The organism is Shinella sumterensis (genome assembly GCF_004514425.2).
GTDB classification, from domain to species: Bacteria; Pseudomonadota; Alphaproteobacteria; order Rhizobiales; family Rhizobiaceae; genus Shinella; species Shinella sumterensis.
Window position 1 is genome coordinate 17,530 of sequence record NZ_MYFN02000012.1, and the last position, 24,167, is coordinate 41,696.

Annotated in this window: 16 protein-coding genes; 5 read left to right on the forward strand and 11 right to left on the reverse strand. The window is 63.9% G+C overall.

The genetic code is table 11. From position 1 onward, the window contains the following. Nucleotides 1–138: 138 nt before the first annotated feature. A complete protein-coding gene (locus B5M41_RS19700; RefSeq protein ID WP_134649738.1) occupies nucleotides 139–588 on the reverse strand; it encodes a phasin in 450 nt (149 codons plus the stop codon). Between the two features lie 243 nt (nucleotides 589–831). On the opposite strand from B5M41_RS19700, the gene B5M41_RS19705 reads away from it, so the two are divergent. Then, nucleotides 832–4,335, forward strand: coding sequence for an ATP-binding protein (locus B5M41_RS19705; RefSeq protein WP_134649737.1), 3,504 nt, complete (start codon nucleotides 832–834; stop codon nucleotides 4,333–4,335). A gap of 194 nt (nucleotides 4,336–4,529) precedes the next feature. Next, entirely contained in the window at nucleotides 4,530–6,107 is a 1,578-nt protein-coding gene (locus B5M41_RS19710; RefSeq protein ID WP_134649764.1) for an ABC transporter permease, read from the forward strand. 249 nt (nucleotides 6,108–6,356) lie between these two features. Here B5M41_RS19710 and B5M41_RS19715 read toward each other — a convergent pair whose 3' ends face one another. Continuing rightward, nucleotides 6,357–8,309: an acetoacetate--CoA ligase gene (locus tag B5M41_RS19715; RefSeq protein ID WP_134649736.1), complete on the reverse strand. Its 1,953-nt coding sequence runs from the start codon at nucleotides 8,307–8,309 to the stop codon at nucleotides 6,357–6,359. 180 nt (nucleotides 8,310–8,489) lie between these two features. Between B5M41_RS19715 and B5M41_RS19720 the strand changes: the two genes are divergently transcribed. Further along, nucleotides 8,490–10,319: an AsmA family protein gene (locus B5M41_RS19720; RefSeq protein ID WP_167719134.1), complete on the forward strand. Its 1,830-nt coding sequence runs from the start codon at nucleotides 8,490–8,492 to the stop codon at nucleotides 10,317–10,319. Between the two features lie 17 nt (nucleotides 10,320–10,336). Here the strand turns inward: B5M41_RS19720 and B5M41_RS19725 are convergent, their stop codons facing one another. The 5 genes from B5M41_RS19725 to B5M41_RS19745 all read right to left on the reverse strand — a co-directional run bounded on the left by B5M41_RS19725 (nucleotide 10,337) and on the right by B5M41_RS19745 (nucleotide 15,988). Continuing rightward, nucleotides 10,337–11,155: an ABC transporter permease gene (locus tag B5M41_RS19725; RefSeq protein ID WP_134649734.1), complete on the reverse strand. Its 819-nt coding sequence runs from the start codon at nucleotides 11,153–11,155 to the stop codon at nucleotides 10,337–10,339. 3 nt (nucleotides 11,156–11,158) lie between these two features. After that, entirely contained in the window at nucleotides 11,159–12,070 is a 912-nt protein-coding gene (locus tag B5M41_RS19730) for an ABC transporter permease subunit (protein WP_134649733.1), read from the reverse strand. 4 nt (nucleotides 12,071–12,074) lie between these two features. Further along, nucleotides 12,075–13,217 (reverse strand): ABC transporter ATP-binding protein, encoded by a 1,143-nt coding sequence (locus B5M41_RS19735; RefSeq protein WP_134649732.1) that lies wholly within the window; start codon nucleotides 13,215–13,217, stop codon nucleotides 12,075–12,077. Between the two features lie 79 nt (nucleotides 13,218–13,296). Then, nucleotides 13,297–14,406, reverse strand: coding sequence for a polyamine ABC transporter substrate-binding protein (locus B5M41_RS19740; RefSeq protein ID WP_209020872.1), 1,110 nt, complete (start codon nucleotides 14,404–14,406; stop codon nucleotides 13,297–13,299). Nucleotides 14,407–14,572: 166 nt separating this feature from the next. Next, nucleotides 14,573–15,988: a helix-turn-helix domain-containing protein gene (locus B5M41_RS19745; RefSeq protein ID WP_134649730.1), complete on the reverse strand. Its 1,416-nt coding sequence runs from the start codon at nucleotides 15,986–15,988 to the stop codon at nucleotides 14,573–14,575. 218 nt (nucleotides 15,989–16,206) lie between these two features. On the opposite strand from B5M41_RS19745, the gene aceA reads away from it, so the two are divergent. Together aceA and B5M41_RS19755 are read left to right on the forward strand one after the other, a co-directional pair. Next, nucleotides 16,207–17,496, forward strand: coding sequence for an isocitrate lyase (gene aceA, locus B5M41_RS19750; RefSeq protein ID WP_134649729.1), 1,290 nt, complete (start codon nucleotides 16,207–16,209; stop codon nucleotides 17,494–17,496). A gap of 47 nt (nucleotides 17,497–17,543) precedes the next feature. Further along, entirely contained in the window at nucleotides 17,544–17,783 is a 240-nt protein-coding gene (locus B5M41_RS19755) for an SMc00767 family acetate metabolism repressor (protein ID WP_134649728.1), read from the forward strand. Nucleotides 17,784–17,900: 117 nt separating this feature from the next. On the opposite strand, the gene B5M41_RS19760 is transcribed toward B5M41_RS19755, so the two are convergent. The 4 genes from B5M41_RS19760 to B5M41_RS19775 form a co-directional block, all read right to left on the reverse strand. Beyond that, a complete protein-coding gene (locus B5M41_RS19760) occupies nucleotides 17,901–19,748 on the reverse strand; it encodes a methyl-accepting chemotaxis protein (protein WP_134649727.1) in 1,848 nt (615 codons plus the stop codon). 146 nt (nucleotides 19,749–19,894) lie between these two features. Further along, a complete protein-coding gene (locus tag B5M41_RS19765) occupies nucleotides 19,895–22,423 on the reverse strand; it encodes a methyl-accepting chemotaxis protein (protein WP_134649726.1) in 2,529 nt (842 codons plus the stop codon). A 236-nt stretch (nucleotides 22,424–22,659) separates the two neighbouring features. Next, nucleotides 22,660–22,797 (reverse strand): hypothetical protein, encoded by a 138-nt coding sequence (locus B5M41_RS19770; RefSeq protein WP_167719131.1) that lies wholly within the window; start codon nucleotides 22,795–22,797, stop codon nucleotides 22,660–22,662. A 157-nt stretch (nucleotides 22,798–22,954) separates the two neighbouring features. Then, complete coding sequence (locus tag B5M41_RS19775) at nucleotides 22,955–24,136, reverse strand: BaiN/RdsA family NAD(P)/FAD-dependent oxidoreductase (protein ID WP_134649725.1); 1,182 nt, start codon at nucleotides 24,134–24,136, stop codon at nucleotides 22,955–22,957. Nucleotides 24,137–24,167 lie beyond the last annotated feature (31 nt).

Consider the following 24,167-nt stretch of genomic DNA (forward strand, 5'->3'; position numbering starts at 1 on the left):
GCGTCCTGCGCGCTTGGTGCGTCACATACGGGCAGCCGCACCTTTTTTCAAGCCTTTTTTACCGGCATCAAACGAAAATGACCGGGCGATGGCCCGGTCATTTCAAACCCTGCGGGCAGAAGCCTCGCGATGTGCGGTTCAGACGGCCTTGAAGGACTTCATGGCCTTTTCGGCAGCCGACTTGCCGGGAGCGGCGACCCGTTCGGCAACCTTCCTGGAGGTTTCCTGAAGGGTCTTGGCCTGCTCGACGGCGACTTCGGCCTGCTTGCGAAGGAAGGCGGTCTGCAGTTCGAACAGTTCCGCGACGGACTTCACGCCGAGCAGGGCTTCCATGTGCGACAGCGAGTTTTCGGCATTGGTGCGAAGCGCATCGATGGCCTTGAGGCCGAGTTCGACGGAGCCGGCCTGCGCGCTCTCAAGCGTCGATTCGACGGTCTTGGTGGCGTCTTCGGCGGCTTCCTTCATCTTGGCATAGGCTTCCTTCGTCTGCGCGGCGCCCTTTTCGGCGAAATCGCGGAAGCTTTCGGAAAACTTGCTCGGGTCGATGGATGCGATGGAGAATACGTCTTCGATCTTCTTGGTCGCCATTGTCTGCGCTCCTTGGATGTGGCCCTCTTCAGAGGCGCCATGTTTCGAGTGAGCTTGATATAGGCGATTTCCTTTTGCATTGCAACATAATTGTGCATCGCACAATAACACCCGGTGTCGTTAACCCTTTCTCCTGAAAGCGCGGGGCTGCGGGCCGCCGAAGCTGGACCCTTTGCCGCCTGGCCGCTATTAATAAAGCGTTAATGGAAAGCCGGGGTGCCGGATCGAGATTCAGGCCTGAACATGTCCGCAAAACAGTATCCCTTTATCGACGTCGCCGTCCATGAACGGGTGCGCCTGCCGTTCGCACGCGGCGAGGCCGTCGTGCTGTTTTCGCAGGACCTGGACCGCGTGCTCTGGTCGAACGGCCGCGGCGCCACGCTTTTCGGCCATGACAATGTCTACGATCTCCTCGATGCCGGGCCTGAGCGTACCGATGTCGCCTTCCGCCAGCTCATCGCCACCGGCCGCCAGGTCCGCACGCCTGGCGAACGGCGCACGCTGCTCATGCGCATCGGCAGCGGCTTCCGCAGTGCGACCGTGACCGCGACCGTCGAAGGGATCACGCTGCGTCCGGGCGAAAACGCCATCCTGTTCAGCGCGCCGGTTTCCGACACCAGGCAGAGCGCGGCGGACGCCGCCGCGGCGATGATCGCCGGTCTGGACGATCCGGACACCCATATGGCCGTGCTCGACGGTGACGGCGCCGTCATTGCGGCCTCGGAAAAATTCGAGGCCCTGGCGATCAGCCCGGAGACGCGCCGGACCCTGGTGGAGGCCACCGGCCGCAGCGCCGACCATCTCGTCAAGCGCCCTATCGCCACGGGGCGCGGCCATCTTCCCGCCGCCATCGGCCGCATCTCCAGCGACCCGGCGCTGCACCTGCTGTTTGCCGTCGAAACGATCCTCGGCCATCTCGATCCCGATGAGGCCGACGCCGAACCGCACGCGGACGTAACGGACAGCGCAGCTGTCGAACCCGCTCAGGAAGAAGCGCCCGCCGACCTCGTCACCGAGGACGTTCCGGAGCAGCCTTTCGCTGACGAGGACGATCGTCCTTCGAATGAGCCTCTTCCCGAAGCCGCAATCGTTGCGCTTGAAAATACGGAAGCCGTCACGGCTGAACCCGTGATCGAAGAAACACCGGCAGAGACGGCGGACGAGCAACCGGCCGCGCTCGAAGGCGATGACCCATCGGCCTCGGACGTCGATCCCTCGGGTTTTGTCTTCAACCGGCAGGGCCGTCCCGTCCGCTTCGTTTGGAAGATCGATGCCGAAGGCCGGTTCAGCGAGATCTCGGAGGAATTCGCCGCCGCCGTCGGCCCGCGCGCCGCTGGCATTTCCGGCGAACGCTTCAGCGATGTGGCCGCCCGGTTCGATCTCGATCCGGATGGCAAGATCGGCGACCTTCTGCGCCGCCGCGACACCTGGTCGGGCAAGACGATCCTCTGGCCGGTCGAAGGCACCAACCTCGTGGTGCCGGTCGATCTGGCCGCGCTGCCGACCTATTCGCGCAACCGCGAATTCGACGGCTTCCGGGGTTTCGGCATCGTGCGGATCGCCGATGCGGTGGCCGATCCCCATGCGCGCGGCCTCACGCTTGCGACCGTCACCACGCCCACCGAACAGGACGCGCTGGTGGAAGAGGTCCTGACGGAAGAAACCGGGGCACTGCTGGAAAAGGCGGCGGACGAACTGGACGCGGACAGCGATCCCGCGCCGGCGGAAGATACGCAGCCCCCTACCGAAATCACGCCTGAAGCCAGCGAGGAGGTTGACGTCGCCTCTGCCACCGCACCGGAACCGACGCCCGAGGGCGAGGATGCGTTCCGCGGCGAACGTCCGGCGCTTCGCCTGGTCGAGACACCGGCCCGGCGCCATTCCGACAAGGTCGTGCAGTTCGAAAGCCGCCGCATGCGTGGCGGTCTTCTCGATGGCCTCTCCACCGGCGAGCAGGCCGCGTTCCGCGAGATCGCCCGCCAGCTCGGCGAGACCTTCGGCAAACGCAAGCCGGAAGACCGCCCGACGGACCATGCGTCGCCGGATGCGACGGACGACGTTCTCGCGGACCGTGAGGACACGGCCGGCATCGACGAGACAGCCGAGGCCGCCCTCGCCGCCGAAAACGAGACGGAAATGCCCGGCCTCGAAGTCGGTCCGCATGCCGACGACATGCTGCATGAGGAGCCAGCGAGCGAGCGCAGCGGCTTCGCCCCCTCGCGCCGGCAGATGGACTATGGCCTGACCGCCGCCGTGGTGGATGCCCTTCCCGTTGCCCTGCTTGTGCATGTCGGCGACCGGCTTATCCATGCCAATCCCGAATTCTTCCGCCTGACCGGCTATGCCGATCTCGGCGATCTGGAAGCCTCCGGCGGCATCGATATCCTGCTTGCGGGCCGGGACGAGGAGGCCGAGCACCATGACGGCGCGATGATGCTGCGCCACGCCGATGGGGAAAGCACCAGCACCGTTCGCGCGCGTCTCCAGTCCATCCGCTGGGAGGATGGCACCGCGCTGATGCTGGCGCTGACGCCGATACAGGAAAAGCCGGTGCTCTCGCTTGTCGAGACCGCGCCGGCACCTTCGGACACCGAAGCCAGGACTGAGGAACAGGCCGCCGTATCCGCCTTGCGCGTCGAGGTCAGCGAGCTTCGCTCCATCCTGGAAACGGCAACCGACGGCGTGGTGGTCGTCGGCCAGGACGGCGATATCCGCTCCATGAACCGCTCGGCCAGCGCGCTCTTCAATTATGACGAGGACGAAACGCGCGGTCGGCCCTTCGCCATGCTGTTTGCCCATGAGAGCCAGAAGGCGGTGCTCGATTATCTCACCGGCCTTTCCGGCCATGGCGTTGCCAGCGTGCTGAATGACGGGCGCGAGGTCATCGGCCGCGAGGCGTCCGGCGGGTTCATTCCGCTGTTCATGACCATGGGGCGCCTCTCCTCCTCTGCCGGCTTCTGCGCCGTGATCCGCGACATCACCCAGTGGAAGCGCACGGAAGAGGAGCTGCGCAACGCCAAGCGCGCCGCCGAGACCGCGAACGCCCACAAGAGCGATTTCCTCGCGCGCGTCAGCCACGAGATCCGCACGCCGCTCAACGCCATCATCGGCTTTTCCGACATGATGGCGACGGAGCGCTTCGGGCCGATCGGCCATCCGCGCTACATCGAATATGCCAACGACATCGGCCGCTCCGGCCGCCATGTGCTCGATATCGTCAACGACCTGCTCGACATTTCCAAGATCGAAGCGGGCGAGATGGAGATGGAGTTCACCGCCGTCGGCCTCAACGAGACGATCTCGGAGGCCGTGGCGCTCGTGCAGCCGCAGGCCAATGCCCAGCGCGTCATCATCCGCACATCGCTGTCCACCAACGTGCCGCAGATCGTCGCGGACCTGCGCTCGATCAAGCAGATCGCGCTCAATATCCTGTCGAATGCCATCCGCTTCACGCCGTCAGGCGGACAGATCGTCGTTTCGACGGCCTATGAGGCGAACGGAAGCGTGGTACTGCGCATTCGCGATACCGGCGTGGGCATGACGCGCAGCGAACTGGAGCAGGCGATGAAGCCGTTCCGGCAGGTGACGACGGGCGCGCGCAAGCGCGGCGACGGCACCGGGCTCGGCCTGCCTTTGACCAAGGCGATGGTGGATGCCAACCGGGCGAACTTCGCCATCAACTCCACCCCGAACGAAGGCACGCTGGTCGAGGTGATCTTTCCCTCGCCGCGTGTGTTGGCAGACTGACCGGATTGGTCTAGACCGGCACAAACGCCTTTCGGCTCATCCGCGATGTTTTTCGGGACGGGCCGTATCGTCGAGGGAACGCAGTGCAGGTCCTTACTGAAAACGTACCGGCGCGCAGCCTGCGCCGCCGTTCCGGCGCCGCCCGACATCCGGTCCTTTCCGCCTCCGCCGTGCTGGCAGCGGCCATCGTGCTGATGCCGGCCATCGCCATCGTGGTGATCGCCGCAACCGGCGGCACCGACAACTGGCCCCACCTCTTCAGCAACGTCATTCCGCGCGCCACGCTGCGCACCGTTACCCTGCTGGCCGGGGTCGCCACCATCGCGGCCGTCGTGGGCGTGGTGACGGCCTGGCTGGTGGCGAGTTGCGAGTTTCCCGGCCGCCGCGTGCTGTCCGGCCTGCTCGTGCTGCCGCTCGCCATTCCCGCCTATCTCGGCGCCTATGCGTTTGCGGAGTTCTTCTCCTTCACCGGGCCGATCCAGAACGCCTATCGCGCGCTGTTCGGCTTCCAGACCAGCCGCGACTACTGGTTCCCCGAAGTGCGCACCACCGGCGGCGCGATGCTGGTGTTGTCGAGCGTGCTCTACCCTTACGTCTATCTCTCCGCCCGCTCGATGTTCCTGATGCAGGGCCGGGCGGCGGCGGATGTGGCGCGCACGCTGGGCGCGGGGCCGCTGAAAGTGTTCGCGCGCATCCAGATCCCCATGGCGCGGCCGGCGATCATGGTCGGGCTGACGCTGGTGGCCATGGAAACGCTGAACGATATCGGCGCGGTCGAATATCTGGGCGTCCAGACCCTGACCTTCTCGATCTTCGACACCTGGCTCAATCGCGGCAGCCTTGCGGGCGCCGCGCAGATCGCCTGCATCATGCTCGTCTTCGTCATCTGCCTGATGATGGTGGAGCGCGCCGCGCGCAGGCGGCAACGCTTCGCCAGCCAGAAGACGACGGCGGCGGTGCATGATTCCGTCCGGCTCAAGCTTGCGGGCTGGAAGCGCTGGGCGGCGAGCCTCGCCTGCCTGCTGCCGCCCGTCATCGGTTTTGCCATTCCCGTCTTCGTGCTCGGCGGCTATGCGCTGCGCCGCCTTGAGCAGTTTGCCTCTTCGCGGCTTCTTTCGGCGCTCTGGCACAGTGTGCTGGTTTCCGGATCGACCGCCATCATCGCCGTGCTTCTCGCCTTCCTGCTGGCCTATGCGGCGCGCACCACGCGCTCGCGGCTGAACGCCGCTGCCGGCCGCTTCGCCTCCTTCGGCTACGGCGTGCCGGGAACGGTGCTGGCGATCGGCGTGCTCATTCCGCTCGCCAATTTCGACAATGCGCTGGATGCCTTCCTGCGCGCGAATTTCGGCATTTCGACCGGCCTCCTGCTGTCGGGCACCGGCTTTGCCATCATCTATGCCTGCACCGTGCGCTTCCTCACCATGGCCGAAGGCACGATCGATGCGGGGTTCCACAAGCTCTCGCCGCATCTCGACATGGCGTCGCGCACGCTGGGGCGCACCAGCAGCCAGACGCTCTGGAGCGTGCTCGTGCCGATGATGCGGCCGGCGACGCTGACGGCGGCGCTGCTCGTCTTCATCGAATCCATGAAGGAGCTTTCGGCCACCATCATGCTGCGGCCGTTCAACTTCAACACGCTCGCGACCCTGGTCTACGAGGACGCTTCACGGGCAAAGGTGGAAGATGCGGGCGTGCCGGCCATGATCATCGTCGCGGTCGGGCTCATCCCGGTCTTTCTGGTGTCGCGCTCGCTCGACAAGGCGAACGGATAAAAAAAGGGCGACCCAAAGGCCGCCCCGATAGTTTGCATGCTGTCCAACGAAAGCCAGGGTGAACGGCATCATGCCATCGGGGTCGGATCAACCGATACGCCCGTCATCGGGCGCGCTCAAGTTGGTACGACCTTGTGCCAGCCCGCCTTAACAAATCCTTACCTGGCCGGTTCCGGCACAAAGCTTTCGTTCACAACTTCGCAATCTTGGTTAATTTGACAGGCGTCAAATCGTTAATACGCGCGACGCTCACGATTTGAGCGTCTCGAGGTCGGCAAACAGGTCGAGCGCTTCGGGATTGGCCAGCGCCTCCTTGTTCTTGACGGGCCTGCCGTGCACGACCTCGCGCACCGCAAGCTCGACGATCTTGCCGGACTTGGTGCGCGGAATGTCGGCGACCTGGATGATCTTCGCCGGCACATGGCGCGGGGATGCGCCGGTGCGGATTTTCGTGCGGATGGTCTTTTCCAGTGCCTCGTCCAGCACCCTCCCCGGCACGAGGCGCACAAAGAGCACGACGCGCACGTCGTCATCCCAATCCTGCCCGATGCAAAGCGCCTCGACGATTTCCTCCAGTTGCTCGACCTGATTGTAGATTTCCGCCGTGCCGATGCGCACGCCGCCCGGATTGAGCGTGGCGTCGGAACGGCCATGGATGACGATGCCGCCATGGCTGGTCCATTCGGCGAAATCGCCGTGGCACCAGATGTTATCGAAGCGCTCGAAATAGGCCGCCTTGTACTTCGCCCCATCGGGGTCGTTCCAGAACATGACAGGCATGGACGGGAAGGCCCGGGTGCAGACAAGCTCGCCCTTTTCGCCCCGCACCGGCTGGCCGTCCTCGTTCCAGACGTCCATCGCAAGGCCGAGACCGGGGCCCTGGATCTCGCCGCGCCAGACCGGCTTCAGCGGTATGCCCAGCACGAAGCACGAGACGATATCCGTGCCGCCCGAAATGGAGGCGAGCTGCACATCCGGCTTGATGCCCTCATACACGAACGAGAACCCTTCCGGCGAAAGCGGCGAGCCGGTCGAGGTGAGAAGCCGCAGGCTCGAAAGGTCATGCGTCGTGCGCGGCGTGAAGCCGCCCTTGCGCACCGCGTCGATATATTTCGCCGATGTGCCGAAGACCGCGAAGCGCTCGTCCTGCGCATAGTCGAAGAGCACGTTGCCGTCAGGATGGAAGGGCGAGCCGTCGAAAAGGCAGAGCGTGGTGCCCAGGGCGAGGCCGGACACCAGCCAGTTCCACATCATCCAGCCGCAGGTGGTGAAATAGAACAGCCGATCGTTCTCCACCAGGCCGCAATGCAGGTGGTGCTCCTTGAGGTGCTGGAGCAGGGTGCCGCCCGCCGAATGCACGATGCATTTGGGCACACCCGTCGTGCCGGAGGAAAACAGGATATAGAGGGGATGGCGGAAGGGGAGCCGGGCGAATTCGAGCGGCCTGGCCTCGAAGGGCGCCATCAGGGCATCGAGGGTGCGGCCATCCGGCAGGGCGGCGGCAAGCGCCTCGGCATCGCCGGCATAGTGCACGACGAGCACTGGTACGCCGAGCTTGGCCGCAACCGCCTTCACCTTGGCGGAAACGTCCTGCAATTTGCCGGCATACCAGTAGGCATCGCAGGCGATGAACAGCTTCGGCTCGATCTGGCCGAAGCGGTCCAGCACGCCCTGCTCGCCGAAATCGGGTGAACAGGACGACCAGATGGCCCCGAGCGATGCCGCCGCCAGCATCGCCACGATGGTTTCCGGCATGTTGGGCATCATGGCCGCCACGCGATCGCCTTCGCCGATGCCCATGGCGGCAAAAGCCTGCTGGAGCCTGGAGACGCGTGCGCGCAGGTCGTCCCACGACCAGCGATAGGAAACCTTGTCCTCACCGCGGAAGATGATCGCGTCGCCTGCGCCGGTCTTCCTCAGCAGGTTCTCGGCAAAATTCAGCCGGCCCTTGGGGAAGAATCGGGCGGCGAGCATATCGTCGCCATTCTCGAGCGCCACCTGTCCCTTGTCGCCGATGACATCGCACCTGTCCCATATCGCGGTCCAGAACGCGCCACGGTCCGCAACGGACCATGCGTGCAGATCGTCATAGGTCTCGAAATCACGTGCGGCCGCAGCGCCGGCGGCCTTCATGAAGAGCGCCATCGGGCTCTTGGTAAGAATGTCTTGCGAGGGTTCCCACAGGGGCAGTTCCGACGTCATGCTTGTCCTCCACTCCACGGCTTTGGTATATCATGGTGCGCCGCAATATAAAGCGGCGAACGCCGGATCGCGCCGTCTCCGAACGCAATTCCGCCATGGCGGGATTTGATTTCTTGCGCGCGACGGCCTATCCCGATTTCGCTTGAGATGTGAATGCCGCGGGCAGAGGAGCCGCGCCCCATGACCCTTCCCCGTTTGGTCCGATCGAAATTCTGGGTAAGGGCCATTCTGGTCGCGCTTGTCGTGGTCGCGGGACTGCGCATCGGCTTTTCCTTTCTCGTCCAGCCGGAGACGGTGGAGCGCGGCCTGGAACAGGCGCTCGAGAACTGGACGGGCGCGCAGGTTCATATCGGCAAGGAAACGCATTTCAGCTTCTGGCCCTATCCCCGCGTGACGCTGCGCGACGTGCGCGTCGTGCCCGATGGCAGCGGCGAGCTCATTTCCGCCGAAACCGTCTCGGCGACGTTCGACCTTTTCGGCGCAGTGCGCGGACACCCGTCCTTCAGCGATTTCGAGCTTGTGCGGCCCATCGTACGCCTGCGCCGGCAGGCGGACGGAACGTTCAACTGGCGCCACAGCGGCTGGCTCGTCCAGGCCATCGATGCGACAAAGGCCGCCGAGGGCAAGCCGACATCCGAACCGTCCGATGAACGCATCGGCACGATCACGCTGGTGGACGGCGTGCTGGAGATCGTTTCGGGGGAGAGCCGTCCCTACCGCATCTCCGACATCGACGGCACCGTCACCTGGCCGACCCTGCGGCAACGCCTGACCCTGGCGCTTTCGGGTGTCAGCAACGGCGAGATGACGCGCCTGTCCTTCGATGCCGACCAGCCGCTCGCCCTGCTTGCCGGCCGCGATGCCGCCGTTCGCACGAGCCTGTCGGCCGACCCCGGCGCCGTCCGCTTCGAAGGCGCGGCCAATCTTTCCGGCAGCGGCTTCGTCAACGGCACCGTGCAGCTTTCGACGCCCTCGCTCAGCCGCCTGCTCGCCTGGCAGGGCCGGGACATTCCGGCCGTCAGCACCATCGGGGAGATGACCGTCGAAGCGAACATCGCGACATCCGGCTACGCCGCCAGACTGGAGAACGTCAAGCTGGCGCTCGACGGCACCAAGGCGACCGGCGTGCTCGACCTCAACCTGCCACCGCAGAGCGTGCCGCGGATCGGAGGCACGCTCGCCTTCGACCGCATCGACCTGCGCGCCTTCCTCTCGGCCTTTTCGCCGCTTCCCGGCGCCGACCAGAACGCCCCGACGATCGACACCACGTTCATCCATCAGTTCGGCATGGACCTGCGTCTTTCGGCCGGAACGGCAACGTTCTCGCCCTTTGCGCTGAAGGACCTTGCCGCCGGCATGCGCATCGAGAACGGACGCGCATCCTTCGATATCGGCGACAGCACCCTGCTGGACGGACGCCTGACGGGGCGTATCGCGCTGGCCGAGGAAGGCTTCCGCGGCGGCGGCAAGCTGCAATTCTCGCTCAGCAATGTCGACATGGGCAGCATCGCCAGCACACTTGCGCTGCCGGGGCCGCTGCCGTCAGGCATCGGATCGGCGGATTTCGAACTCTCGACGAAGCTGCCGCTGTGGGCAACCACACCCTCCGACATGTCCGGCAAGTTCCGCTTGCGGCTGGGGTCCGGCACGCTCACGCATTTCAACCGGCAGGCCTTCGAGAAGCTCGCCGCGCAGGGCAACTTCTTCAGCATGTCCGCGGCGGGAGACGGGTCGTTCGCTTTCAACCGGGCGGATGTCGAAGCGCGTCTCGACCGGGGGCTCGCCGAGCTGACAAAGGCCGAGATCGAAAGCAACGATGCGCTGCTGACATTGTCGGGAATGGTGCCCTACCGGACCGGTAGTCTCGCTTTGGCCGGGCTTTTGAAGGACCGGACGGCAGCAGACGCGACGAACGGCAAACCGGGCCTCAGCTTCTTCGTCGGCGGCTCCTGGCCCGATCCGGTCATCTCGCCGGCCTCGGTCCTGACGGGGCGGCAGCCCCGCCAGTAACGGCTCTTTTCCCCATCTCAGCGGCCGGCGATGGCCGCCTGCTCGTCGCGCTGGCGCTGCACTTCGCGCCGTTTCGTCATGATCGACGCGATGATGACGCCGATCGCGACAAGGCCGATCAGGATGGTGCAGGCCGCGTTGATCTCGGGCGTGACGCCGAGGCGGACCTGACTGTAGATCTTCATCGGCAGCGTCGTTGCGCCCGGACCGGAGGTGAAGCTGGCGATGACGAGGTCGTCCAGCGAAAGCGTCAGGGCCAGCATCCAGCCGGACAGCACGGCCGGCGCGATGACCGGCAGCGTCACCTCCAGGAAGGTGCGGACCGGTGTGGCGCCGAGATCCATCGCCGCCTCCTCGATCGAGCGATCGAAGGAGAGGAGACGCGACTGCACCACAACCGTCACGAAGCACATGCTGAAGGTGATATGCGCGAGCGTCACCGTCACGAAGCCGCGGTCGAGGCCGATGGCGACGAAGAGCAGCAGCAGCGACAGGCCGGTGATGACTTCCGGCATGACAAGCGGCGCGTAGACCATGCCCGAGAAGAGCAGCCGGCCGCGAAAGCGCGTGTAGCGCGTCAGGGCCAGCGCCGCCATGGTGCCGAGCACCGTGGCGATGGTGGCAGACAGGAGCGCGACGCGGATCGTCACCCACGCCGCATCCATCAGGCCGCGGTTGTTGAACAGTGATACATACCATTTCGTCGAGAAGCCGGCCCAGACCGTCACGAGCTTGGACTCGTTGAAGGAGAAGACGACCAGCAGCACGATCGGCAGGTAGAGGAACGCGAAGCCGAGAACGACCGAGACGATGTTGAAACGGGACCAGGTGTTCATGGCTTATCTCCCCTGCTCTTCGGCCTTGGCCTGCGCGTTCTGGAAGAACACGATGGGCACGACGAGAATGAGCAGCAGGATCGTCGCCACGGCAGCGGATACCGGCCAGTCACGGTTCGCATTGAACTCGTTCCACAATGTCTTGCCGATCATCAGCGTCTGCGATCCGCCGAGCAGGTCGGGAATGACGAATTCGCCGACGGCCGGGATGAAGACGAGCATGCAGCCTGCCACCACGCCGGGCAGCGACAGCGGGAAGGTGATTTTCCAGAAGGCGGTGATCTGCGGGCAACCGAGATCCTGCGCCGCCTCGATCAGCGTGTTGTCCATCTTCTCCAGCGCGGAATAGAGCGGCAGCACCATGAAGGGCAGGTAGGAATAGACGATGCCGATATAGATCGCCCAGTTCGTGCCCAGGATGATCAGCGGGGAATCGATGATGCCCGTGCCGATCAGAAACTGGTTGAGCAGTCCTTCCGGCTTCAGGATCGCGATCCACGCATAGACGCGGATGAGGAAGCTCGTCCAGAACGGCAGGATGACGAGCATCAGAAGCGTCGGACGCAGCGAACGCGGCGCCTGCGCCATGCCATAGGCGATGGGATAGCCGATCAGCAGGGTGGCAAGCGTCGAAACGCCGGCGATCCACACGCTCGACAGATAGGCGTTGAGATAGAGCGCATCTTCGGTCAGCCAGACGAAATTGTCGAAGCTGAATTCCCCGATCTTCGCCCAGATGCCGGAAAGGCCGTCCGCCAGCGCGAAAACCGGCTCATAGGGCGGCTGGGCGATGGCGGTGGTGGACAGCGAAATGCGGAAGACGATCAGGAAGGGGACAAGAAAGAAGAACAGCAGCCAGGCATAGGGAATGATGATGACAAGGCGGCTGAAGATGGCGGAGCCGAGCTTGCTCATGCGCTCAATCCTTCAACACGACGCCGGCTGTCTCCCCGAAGGAAACCCAGACCTTTTCATCATAGGCGATGGGGTTCTCCACCTCGCGCTGGGCATTCAGCATCGAGGCCTTGACCACCTTGCCACTGCCGAGCTTGACGTAGAAGACCGTCATGTCGCCGAGATAGCCGATGTCCCAGACCTCGCCCTCGGCCGCGTTGACGGTGGCGTCGGTTGGGGCATTGCGCGAGACCTTCAGCTTCTCCGGCCGGATGGCGAAGCCGGCGGCGCTGCCGCTCGCCGGAGCGCCCGCCGAGGCGGTGCGCACGGTAAAGCCGTCATTGGTCACCAGTTCGATCTTGCCGTTGCCGCTCGCGGAGACCTTGCCGTCGAGAATGTTCACGTCACCGATGAAGTCCGCGACGAAGCGCGAATTGGGCGCTTCATAGATTTCCGCAGGGGTGGCGACCTGGATGACCTTGCCGTGGCTCATGACGGCGATGCGGTCGGCCATGGTCATCGCCTCCTCCTGGTCGTGCGTGACGACGACGAAGGTGAGGCCGAGATCCTGCTGGAGGTCCATCAGTTCGAACTGCGTTTCCTCGCGCAGCTTCTTGTCGAGCGCGCCGAGCGGTTCGTCGAGCAGCAGCACCTTCGGGCGCTTGGCCAGCGAACGGGCGAGCGCCACGCGCTGGCGCTGGCCGCCGGACAGCTGATGCGGCTTGCGCTTGGCGAACTGCTCCAGCTTCACCAGCTTGAGCATCTGGGCGACACGCTCGGCGATCTCGTTCTTCGGCATGCCGTCCTGGCGCAGGCCAAAGCCGATATTGCTCTCCACCGTCATATGCGGAAAGAGCGCGTAGGACTGGAACATCATGTTGACCGGCCGCTTGTAGGGCGGAATGCTCGCAATATCCTGGCCATCGAGGATGATCTCGCCGGATGTCGGCCGTTCGAACCCAGCAAGCATGCGCAGAAGCGTGGACTTTCCGCAGCCCGAAGCGCCGAGCAGGGCGAAGAACTCGCGGTGGTAGATGTCGAGCGTGAGATTGTCGACAGCCGTGAAATCACCGAACTTCTTCGTGACATTGCGGAAGGTGATGAACGGCTTTGCGGCCGGGTCGGCCCAGGGCGCAAAGGAACGACGGATATTGCCGAGAGATTTCATGCCTGTCCCCATCTCTTTTTATTGGCAGCACAAATGAAATTGCCCGGAAGGTTCTTCCGGGCAATTTACACTGGACCGATTACTGGCCGGTCACGACTTTTGTCCACGTGCGCGTGAACAGACGCTGCGTTTTGGAATCGAGCGCCGTGTTGGTGAAGAGCTTCTTCAGCGTTTCCTCATCCGGGTAGATCGTCGGATCCTTGATGATGTCTTCGGGCAGAAGTTCCTGGGAAGCCTTGTTGCCATTGGCGTAGTGGATGTAGGTCGACGCCTTGGCGATCACGTCCGGACGCATGATGTAGTCGAGAAAGGCGTGTGCCTCCTCGACATGCGGCGCATCGGCGGGGATCGCCATCTGGTCGAACCACATCTGTGTGCCTTCCTTCGGGATGGCATAGCCGATCTCGACGCCGTTCTTGGCCTCTTCGGCGCGGTCACGGCCCTGGAAGATATCGCCCGACCAGCCGATCGCGATGCAGATATCGCCATTGGCAAGGCCGTTGATAAACTCCGACGAGTGGAACTTGCGCACGAAGGGGCGCACCTTCAGCAGCGCTTCCTCGGCCTTGGCGATATCAGCCGGATCATGGCTGTCGGGGTTGAGCCCGAGGGATGCAAGCGTGACCGGAATCATGTCGGTCGGGGAATCCAGCATGTTGATGCCGCAGTCCTTCAGCTTCTCGGCATTGGCCGGATCGAAGATCGCGCTCCAGCTGTCGATTTCGTCGACACCCAGCGCTTCCTTGATCTTGGCCTTGTTGTAGCCGATGCCGATCGTGCCCCACATGTAGTTGATCGAGTATTCGTTGCCCGGGTCGAACGGCTGCATGCGCTCGGAGATCATGTCCCACATGTTCTTGAGGTTCGGCAGCTTGGACTTGTCGAGCTTCTGGTACACGCCCGCCGCGATCTGGCGCTGCAGGAAGGTATTGGTGGGCACGACGACGTCATAACCTGTGCCGCCAGCCAGCAGCTTCGTCTCAAGGATTTCGTTGGAGTCGTAGACGTCGTAGACGACCTTGATGCCGGTTTCCTTGGTGAAATCGTCGATGATCGAGCTATCGATGTAATCGGACCAGTTGTAGACGTTGACAACCTTCTCTTGCGCGAAAGCGCTGCCGGCCGCCATGAGCGCCGCGAGAGCGGCCGTCGCAAAAAGAGTACGTCTTACCATTGATTTTTCTCCCAGTTTTTTAACTGACCGATGCGTTCACACGAACGTCTGTCGCCGATTATGGAGTTTTTTCAAGAGGCGACAAGCCGCATTCTACGTAAAGGCCCGACGAATTTTATATCACATTGTTCCCATTCCTATCATATCTCATCCGCATCTCCGACGGAAATCAAGTCAAAACTTACTGGAAGTCGAAAAGGCTGAGGCCCGCCACCATTTCGTCGAGCCCCAGCGGACGCGTGACCGGTGGCTCGGCCCGTGCAAGACAGCCCTGCCGCTCGCACAGCCGGCACGCGGTGCCGACGGGCACGGCAGCGTCCCGACGCAGCGCTTCCGCGTAAACCGTCTCGTCCGCATGGGCCGCATCGCAGCCGATGAGCAGCGCCGTGCGGCGCACACGCTCGGCAAAGGCGCCCTGCGGCCCTTCCAGCGTGCGGGAGACGGCGAGAAATGCGGCCCCGTCAGGCATTTCCACGCGATCGACGAGAATCTGCCCCGGCTGGGCGAAGGCCGCGTGCACGCCGAGCTTGGGACAGTCGCCGCCGAACCGGGCCTGGGGAAAACCCTGTGCGCCGGCCCGGCGGAAACGGTGGCCGGCATTGTCGATCTCCAGCATGAAGAACGGCACGCCGGCCCTGCTCGGCCGCTGGAGCATGGTCAGGCGGTTCGCCGCCTGTTCGTAGGACACGCCGAAGCGCGACCGCAGCATGTCGATATCGTAGCGCACGCGCTGTGCGGCGGCGTGAAAGGCCTCATAGGGCATCATCAGGGCATGGGCCGCGTAGCGCGCCAGCTCGAAACGCGCGATGCGCTTTGCCTCCGCTGTGGAGAAGGCAAGCAGATCGAGCTCGGCGAAGATCTCGTCCTGAAGCGCCAGCTGCACCGTTTCCATGGCGATCTCGCGCAGCTGATCGAAGGGCGAAAGGCGCTCCGACAAGAAGAGGCGCATGGAGTGCCGATCGAAGCGGCGCCGCAGGGTCGGCATGGCATGGACGGGCAGAAGGCGCACGACGACGCCGTGCTGCTTGCGCAGCCAGCCCTTCAGCGCCGCGGCCAGCTCGTCGCCGGGTGCAAGCGCGGCGTGGAACCGTTCGGCGGCCTCGTCGATGGCGCCGAAATAGTTGGGGCGGTTTTCCAGCTTGTCGCGCACCTCGTCCATCGGCAACAGGGTGCCGGCCAGCATGGTGGCGCGCCCCTCGCGGGCCAGCATATCGGCAAGGTCTGTCAGGCGCGCAGCCTGCTCGCGATAGGCCCGGTAGAGCTTGAGGATACCGCTCGCCACATTCGGCGCCGCGTCCGCGATTTCCAGAAGCTCCTGGTCTCCCGGCAGTTCGCCGGCCAGCAGCGGATCGGCGAAGACTTCCCGCAACTGGCGCGCATTGCCGGCGCTTTCGCCCTGGAGCTCATCGAGATCGACCTTGTAGACGGAGGCAAGCCGCAGAAGAAGCTGCACCGTAAGCGGTCGCTGGTTGCGCTCGATCAGATTGAGATAGGACGGCGAGATCGACAGCCCCTCGGCCATCGCCGTCTGGGTGAGGCCGAGCGTGTTGCGGATGCGCCGGACCTTCGGGCCCGCAAAGATCTTGTTCTCCGCCATATGTCAAATCCTTTACACGCGCGCCTGCGTATCAGACTTTACAATTTTTACTTTTTTACATCGCCCACCTGTCAAAGACAACACATCATTACTCGATTTACAGCCTGATTTGCCGGATTTTCCTCGCCGGATTGTGCGCTGCGATGTAAATACTGTCACATCAAATCGGGCAACAAGGAGCTGCCGCCCGATCCTGAAACATCGCACTGGAGGATACCATGACCGATTTTTACAATCTTGTTCCGAGCGCGCCCAAGGGCCGGTTCGATGGCATCGAGCGCCCCTATACGGCCGAGACGGTCGAGAGGCTGCGCGGCTCCGTCCAGATCCGCCATACGCTGGCGGAAAACGGCGCCAACCGCCTGTGGAAGCTCATCCACGAGGAGGATTTCGTCAACGCGCTTGGCGCGCTCTCGGGCAACCAGGCCATGCAGATGGTCCGCGCCGGGCTGAAGGCGATCTATCTCTCCGGCTGGCAGGTCGCCGCCGATGCCAATACCGCATCCGCCATGTATCCCGACCAGTCGCTCTACCCGGCCAATGCCGCGCCGGAACTGGCCAAACGCATCAACCGCACGCTGCAGCGCGCCGACCAGATCGAGACGGCGGAAGGCAACGGCCTTTCGGTCGACACCTGGTTCGCGCCGATCGTCGCCGACGCGGAGGCCGGTTTCGGCGGTCCGCTCAACGCTTTCGAGATCATGAAGGCGTTCATCGAGGCGGGTGCGGCCGGCGTCCACTTCGAAGACCAGCTGGCTTCGGAAAAGAAGTGCGGCCATCTCGGCGGCAAGGTTCTGATCCCGACCGCCGCCCATATCCGCAACCTCGACGCCGCGCGGCTCGCGGCCGACGTCATGGGCGTGCCGACGCTGATCGTCGCCCGCACCGATGCCGAAGCCGCCAAGCTGCTCACCTCCGACATCGACGAGCGCGACCAGCCTTTCGTCGACAAGGACAAGGGCCGCACGGTCGAGGGCTTCTACCAGGTCAAGAACGGCATCGAGCCCTGCATTGCGCGCGCCATTTCCTATGCGCCGCATTGTGACCTGATCTGGATGGAAACCGGCAAGCCCGATCTCGAACAGGCCCGCAGGTTCGCCGAAGCCGTGCACAAGGCCCACCCCGGCAAGCTGCTCGCCTACAATTGCTCGCCCTCGTTCAACTGGAAGAAGAACCTGGATGACGCGACGATCGCCAAGTTCCAGCGCGAGCTGGGCGCGATGGGCTACAAGTTCCAGTTCATCACGCTCGCCGGCTTCCACCAGCTGAACTTCGGCATGTTCGAACTGGCCCGCGGCTACAAGGAACGCCAGATGGCCGCCTATTCGGAGCTGCAGGAAGCGGAATTCGCTGCCGAGATCAACGGCTACACCGCGACCAAGCACCAGCGCGAAGTCGGCACCGGCTATTTCGATGCCGTCTCCATGGCCATCACCGGTGGACAGTCATCGACGACCGCCATGCATGAATCGACCGAGCACGAGCAGTTCCGCCCGGCCGCCGAGTAAGCGAGACCACCCTTTCAAGAACCCCTGATTACAAGAGGAGAAATGCCATGACAGTCCAGACCCGCGTCAAGGAACGTGCTGAAGAACAGGCGTCCGCCATGACATCCGATCAGCAGGCCATGATCCGCATGGTCGCCAATGACCTGCATCGCCTCAACCAGTCCGTCATGAAGGCGGTCGACGCCGGCGTGTCGGTCGAGCTCGTCCGCTCCGCCCGTCACCATGGCGGCGAGGGCAACTGGGGCGACCTGCTGATCCCGGTCATCGTGACGCAGGGTCGCGGCTGACAGGCCTATATCCAGTCAAGAAAACCCCCGGCGTCCCTGCGCCGGGGGTTTTTCGTTTCGGGCAGTATCCGGTGAAGAAGGCTCAGGAAGCTGCGCCTTCAACGTCGCGCAAAACCGTCAGGCGGCGCGGGCGGTCCGTCCGCTTGAATTGCGCTCTCCCGCCTCAAAACGAAACTGGCCGATAAGTGCCATCAGCTCGTCCGCCTGGCCTGCAAGCTGACGGCTCGCGCTCGTCGTCGATTCTACCATGGATGCGTTCTGCTGGGTCATCTGGTCCATCTGGTTGACGGAACCGTTGACCTCCTGCAACGCTGCGGATTGATCCCGGCTGGCCGTCGCGATCAGGGCGACGTGGTCGCTGATGCCGACAATCTGGCGGCTGATTGCTGCAAGCACCGCGCCGGTTTCCTGCACAAGGCTCGCGCCCGTGCTGACCTCCTGCGTCGACTTGTCGATCAGGCCCTTGATTTCCTTGGCCGCCTCTGCCGAGCGCTGCGCCAGTTCGCGCACTTCCTGTGCAACGACCGCAAAGCCCTTGCCGGCTTCACCGGCCCGCGCCGCTTCGATGCCGGCATTGAGCGCGAGCAGGTTCGTCTGGAAGGCGATGTCATCGATCACCTCGATGATCTGCTCGATCTTTCGCGAGGCGTCTTCGATCCGCCCCATCGCCTCGATCGCGCTGGTCACCACGGCGCTGGAACTGTCGGCGCTCGCTTTGGTTTCGGCGACCCGGCTGTTGGCCTCCTGCGCGCGTTCGGCGGAGGAACGAACGGTAACGGTGATCTCGTCCACCGCCGCCGCCGTCTGCTCGAGCGAGGCGGCCTGTGATTCCGTGCGACGCGACAGATCGTCGGCGGACCGGCGCATCTCGGCACCGCTGGACTGGATCGCAACCGCATTGGCGCGAATGCTGCCGAGGGTGCCTTGCAGGCGCGACAGCGAATCGTTGAAATCCTGCCGCAGCTGTTCAAGCCGGCCGGAGAACGGCACGTCGATCGTCTCGGAAAGATCGCCCTGCGCAAGACGACCGAGGCCGGCCGCCAGCTGGTTGACGGCGAAATCGATCTGCCGGTCCGTTTCGCGCTTTTCCGTGTCCACCTTTTCGCGCTCGGCTGCCGCCTCTTCATTCTGACGCTGGGCGGCGGCCTCCATGTCGATCCGGCGCTGCGCGTTTTCGCGGAAAACTTCCAGCGCACGCGCGATCTGGCCGAACTCGTTGGCCTTGTCCCGGCTGGGAATATCCGTGTCGAGGCGACCCTGCGCGATCGCGCCCACGGCACCGATCAGCGCGCGCAGCGGACGGGTCGCCCGGCGCACGGCGACATAGGCGAGACAGCCGAAGAGCAGCATGGAAACGCCACCCGCGATGATCGCGCGAAGCTGGAGGTCATGGATCTTCTGGAAGTAGACCTCCATCGGAATACCGATGAAAAGCAATCCGACATTGGCGCCGGCGGCATTCTTGACCGGGAAGTAGCCGGTCATGAAGTCACGGCCGAAAAGCTGCGCGGGGCCGAAATAGGGCGCGCCCTTGGCGAGTACCGCCTGTGCCGGATGATCCGCGGCGAGTTTCGTGCCGGTGGCGCGGCTGCCGTCTTCCTTCTTCACATTCGTCGAGATGCGGACATAGTCCGGTCCCTGTTTCTCAAAAATCGTCGCGACGCCGGCAATGGACGTGGCGGTGCGATCGACAAGATCGTGGTTCGCAAGCTCCGGCATCGCATCGCTGCGCACGCCGGCAAGCGCACCATCCTTCAGCTCGATAGACGCCCCGTCGATCACGGCATCGTAGAGAACCGCCATGTTGCGCGTGGCGTCATGGGCGTCATTGGCCGCATCCTGCAGCACATAGCTCTTCAGATTGTAATGCATGACGCCGACGATGACCGCGGCGCTGAGAAAGATGAAGGCGAAGGTCATCGCCGCATACTGATAGGCGATCGAAGATCGGAATATCTTGCTCATTGTCGGGCTCCTATTGTCCCGAAATGATAAAAATCAAGATATAAGAAAAGCTGAAAATCCGCCACCACATCCTGTAAATCGGGACGTCCAGGCATAAAAAAGGCCCGGAAATCCAGGCCTTTTTTGGGTTATCAGCGGCAGCTTTATCAGGCGGCGCGGTAGGCGCCGTGATCGTGTTCTTCCGCTTCGAGACGGAACTGCTCGACCAGCATCATCAGCGTGTCGGCTTCGCCCGCAAGCTTGCGGCTCGCCGCCGTCGTGACGTCGACCATCGAGGCGTTCTGCTGGGTCATCTGGTCCATCTGGTTGACGGAGCCGTTGACCTCCTGGAGTGCTGCCGCCTGGTCGCGGCTTGCCGTCGCCATCATGTCCACATGGTGGCTGACGGTGACGATCTGCTGGCTGATTGCGGCGAGCACGGCGCCGGTTTCCTGCACGAGATGCGAGCCGGCATTCACCTCGCTCGTCGATTTCTCGATGAGCACCTTGATCTCGCGGGCGGCACTCGCCGAGCGCTGCGCCAGTTCCCGCACCTCCTGCGCGACAACGGCAAAGCCCTTGCCCGCCTCGCCCGCACGCGCGGCCTCGATACCGGCATTGAGCGCCAGAAGGTTGGTCTGGAACGCGATGTCGTCGATGACCTCGATGATCTGCTCGATCTGGCGGGAAGCCCCCTCGATGCGTCCCATCGCATCGATCGCGTTGCTGACGACGCCCGCGGAGTTGTCGGCGCTGCGCTTGGTGGCGCCCACGACGAGGTTGGCCTCATGCGCCCGCTCGGCGGAAGAGCGCACGGTCGCGGTGATCTGCTCGACGGCGGCGGCGGTCTCCTCCAGCGAGGAAGCCTGCGATTCGGTGCGCTTGGAAAGCGCGTCGGCCGATTGCAGCATGTCGGCGCCGCTGCGCTGGATCGACAGGGCATTGTTGCGGATCTGGCCCAGCGTATCCTGAAGGCGCACGAGCGAGACGTTGAAGTCCTGCCGCAGCTGCTCCAGGCGACCAGAGAACGGCGTCTCGATCTGGCGCGACAGGTCGCCCTGCGCCAGGCGGCCGAGGCCTGCGGCAAGCGCGTTGACCGCAAAGTCGATCTGCTGGTCCATCGCCTGCTTTTCCGCGTCGTTGCGGCGGCGTTCAGCCTCCGCCTCGGCGCGTTGCTGTTCGCTTTCGGCCTCCACGCGGATCTTGGACAGGGCGTTTTCCTTGAAGACGCCGAGCGCGCGGGCCATGTCGCCGATTTCGTCGGCACGGCTCTGGCCGGATATGCCGGTGTCGAGGAAACCGTCGGCAAGGCGGCGCATCGCGCCGGTGATCTGCCCGATCGGTCCCTTGAGCGTCAGCACCAGCGCGATGCCGGCAAGCACGGCGATGGCCGCACCGACGACAGTCGCCAGCACCGAGACCTGGTTGGCCTTCTCGCGCTCCGAGCCGGCGCTCGTCTTCTGCTCCTCGGCGAACTGGCTGAGCAGGTTCCAGATGCTGTCGATGGACTGGCCGGCCACATCGAAGTCGGCCGTGCGCTGGGTGCTGATCTTCACCAGCGTGGCGCTGTCGGCGTTGATCTTGTCGATGACGGGCGTCACCGCTTGCCCGACACCGTCGAAGAAGGCGAGTCCGTTGGCGCTGCCGCGCAGGGTGTCGATTTCGCTCGTCACGATGGACAGCGACGCCAGCAGCTTGGTGCGATTTTCCTCCGAGGTTTCGCCGAGGAAACGGGCCGCGATGATTTCGGCGTCATAGATCGAGTTGACCAGCTTGCGCGTGGCGGACAGAACGGCTTCCGACTTGATGATCGGCTCATCGAGTTCGCCGAAGATGCGGGTCGCTTCGCGCATCTTCTCGCCGGCGCCACCCTGCAGCTGGATGGCGATCTGGCGGAAGCGGTTGATGCGGCGCGCCACTTCGGGAACGACGACATCGGCCGTATCGCTGGAGGCCAGGTAACCGCCGAGCTCGTCGATCGTGGTGCGGATGGTGGTGGAGACGACCTTCTGGCTCTTCGGCAGGATGGCCGCAATCGAGCGTTCGGTCTTCGAAATCAGCGGGTAGCGCTCCTTGACGAGTTTCAGCTTTTCGTCCGGGGTCGCGGCCTTGGCGAAGTCGCTGAGGAAATCGGCAAAGAACCGGCCTGCATTCGTCAGGCGGTCGGCCTCGCGCAGCATGCTCTTTGCGGTGTTCTCGTCCTGACGGACGGAGCGCTGCAGCTTGGTCGCCTCTTCGAGGATCTTGATCTGTTCGGCGGCAAGGTAATTGAGGTTCTTGCCCATCGCGTCATGCAGCCTGGTCTCGCGGGTATAGAGCAGCCACAGGCCCTCCATGCGCGCCTCGATATCCTTGGTCTGCTTCTGGGCGTCGAGCAGCTTCGAGGCGTCGACGTCAGGGGTCAGGCCATCCATCGTCTGGCGCAGCAGCGTAACCTGCGCCTTCAGGCGCTGGTTGACCTCGTCGCGGGTCTCCTTGCTGGTATCCTGCAGGAAGCGGTTCATGCTGGCATAGACGTCCTTGAAGCCGCTGAGCGACTGGAGGACGCTGTTGGAAATCTCCATGCGGCCCTGAAGCAGGCCGGTGGCATAGAGACCCGTGAAGCCGACGGCGCAAATGCTCAGAACGAACGGCAGGATGAAGACCAGAACCTTGGTCTGGATTTTGAAACGGGCAAGAATGCGATCAATAAACATGGCGGAACATCCGTTGTCGGCGCGCTCCACCCCTGCTCTCTTCCAGAGCCTCCCCAGGATTCGGACGCCGGATTACCGACTTCATGCGGCTGCAATGCCGCGTATCCGGGGGAGCATTCATTGCCAGCCGCGGGCATCCATCATGGGACGCGGCTTCCGGAACCCTATCCAGAGATCATCGGCGGCAATCTTTAAAATTCCCTGACTTTTTAAACCGATTTATCCCGGCCCGAACGTCAAAGGGCGATGAGCGCCAGTGCCGTCACCAGAATGGCAGCAAGCGCGCAATTGACGCCGATCGCCAGCAGACAGCGGCGGCTTTCCTCCGTTGCGGCAATGGCGATGGCGCGGGCGGGGCGGCGTGTGGAAGGCATGCGGCGATACTCCGTTACGGGGAAACAACAGGCAACGCGGATGATCCGGTCTGCCGGCCCACATCATGTTGTCTCCCATCCCGAAAGGTGGGAAACGCCGACATTTCGAGAGCATCCGCCCCGAGGTCTTAACGGACGGTAAAGGACCGTGCAGGAATCACGCTTCCTGCCCCGCGGCGTGGCCGGACGCCCAGGCCCACTGGAAATTATAGCCGCCCAGCCAGCCGGTGACATCCACCGCCTCGCCGATGAAGTAGAGCCCCGGCACCGCCTTTGCCGCCATGCTGCGGGAATCGAGCGTGGCCGTATCGATGCCGCCGAGCGTGACCTCCGCCGTGCGATAGCCTTCCGACGCCGGCGGCCGGAACCGCCAGTCGCGCAGCCTTTGCACCAGCGCATCGATCCGCTTCCCGGAGAGTTCGGCGAGCGGGCCGTCGATGCCCAGATCGGTGACGACCAACTGCGCCAGTTTCTTCGGGATATGTTCGGCGAGAACGGTCTGCACCGCCTGCCGGCCGTTCTGCTTGCGGGCGGCGGCGATGATCGCGGCGAAGTCGAGATCGGGGCGGATGTGCAGGCCGATCTCCTCCCCCTCGCGCCAATAGGAGGAGATTTGCAGGATGGCCGGGCCGCTCAGCCCGCGATGGGTGAAGAGCGCCGCCTCGCGGAATTCGGTCTTGCCGTGGCGTGCCGCCACGTCCACCGCGACGCCGGGCAGGCCCTCGTGGGCGGCAAGTGTGGCGGGATCGAGCATCAGCGGCACGAGACCGGCACGGGTTTCGATAACGGGCAGCCCGAACTGCTCCGCGATACGATAGGCAAATCCCGTGGCGCCCATCTTGGGTATGGACTTTCCGCCGGTGGCAACGACCAGCGAGGCGGCCTCGATCGCACCCTGCTCCGTCGATATGCGGAAGGACGTCCCGTCATGCGCGATGTCGCCGATCGCAGTGGAAAGCCTGAGTTCGACGCCCGCCGCCTTCATCTCGGCGAGCAGCATGGCAATGATGTCCTTCGCCGAATTGTCGCAGAAGAGCTGGCCCAGCGTCTTCTCATGCCAGGCGATACGGTGCCGCTCCACGAGATCGAGGAAATCACGCGGGGTGTAGCGGGCAAGCGCCGACTTTGCGAAATGCGGGTTGGCGGAGAGGAAATTCTTCGGGCCGGCATGGATATTGGTGAAGTTGCAGCGGCCGCCGCCGGAAATGCGTATCTTTTCGCCCGGCGCCTTCGCATGGTCGAGAACGAGCACACGGCGCCCGCGCCTGCCCGCCTCGATGGCGCACATCATGCCGGCCGCGCCGGCTCCGATAATGACGACGTCCCGCCGCTCTGCCACGTTGAAATCCTCTTTTTCCCTCTCTTTCGGC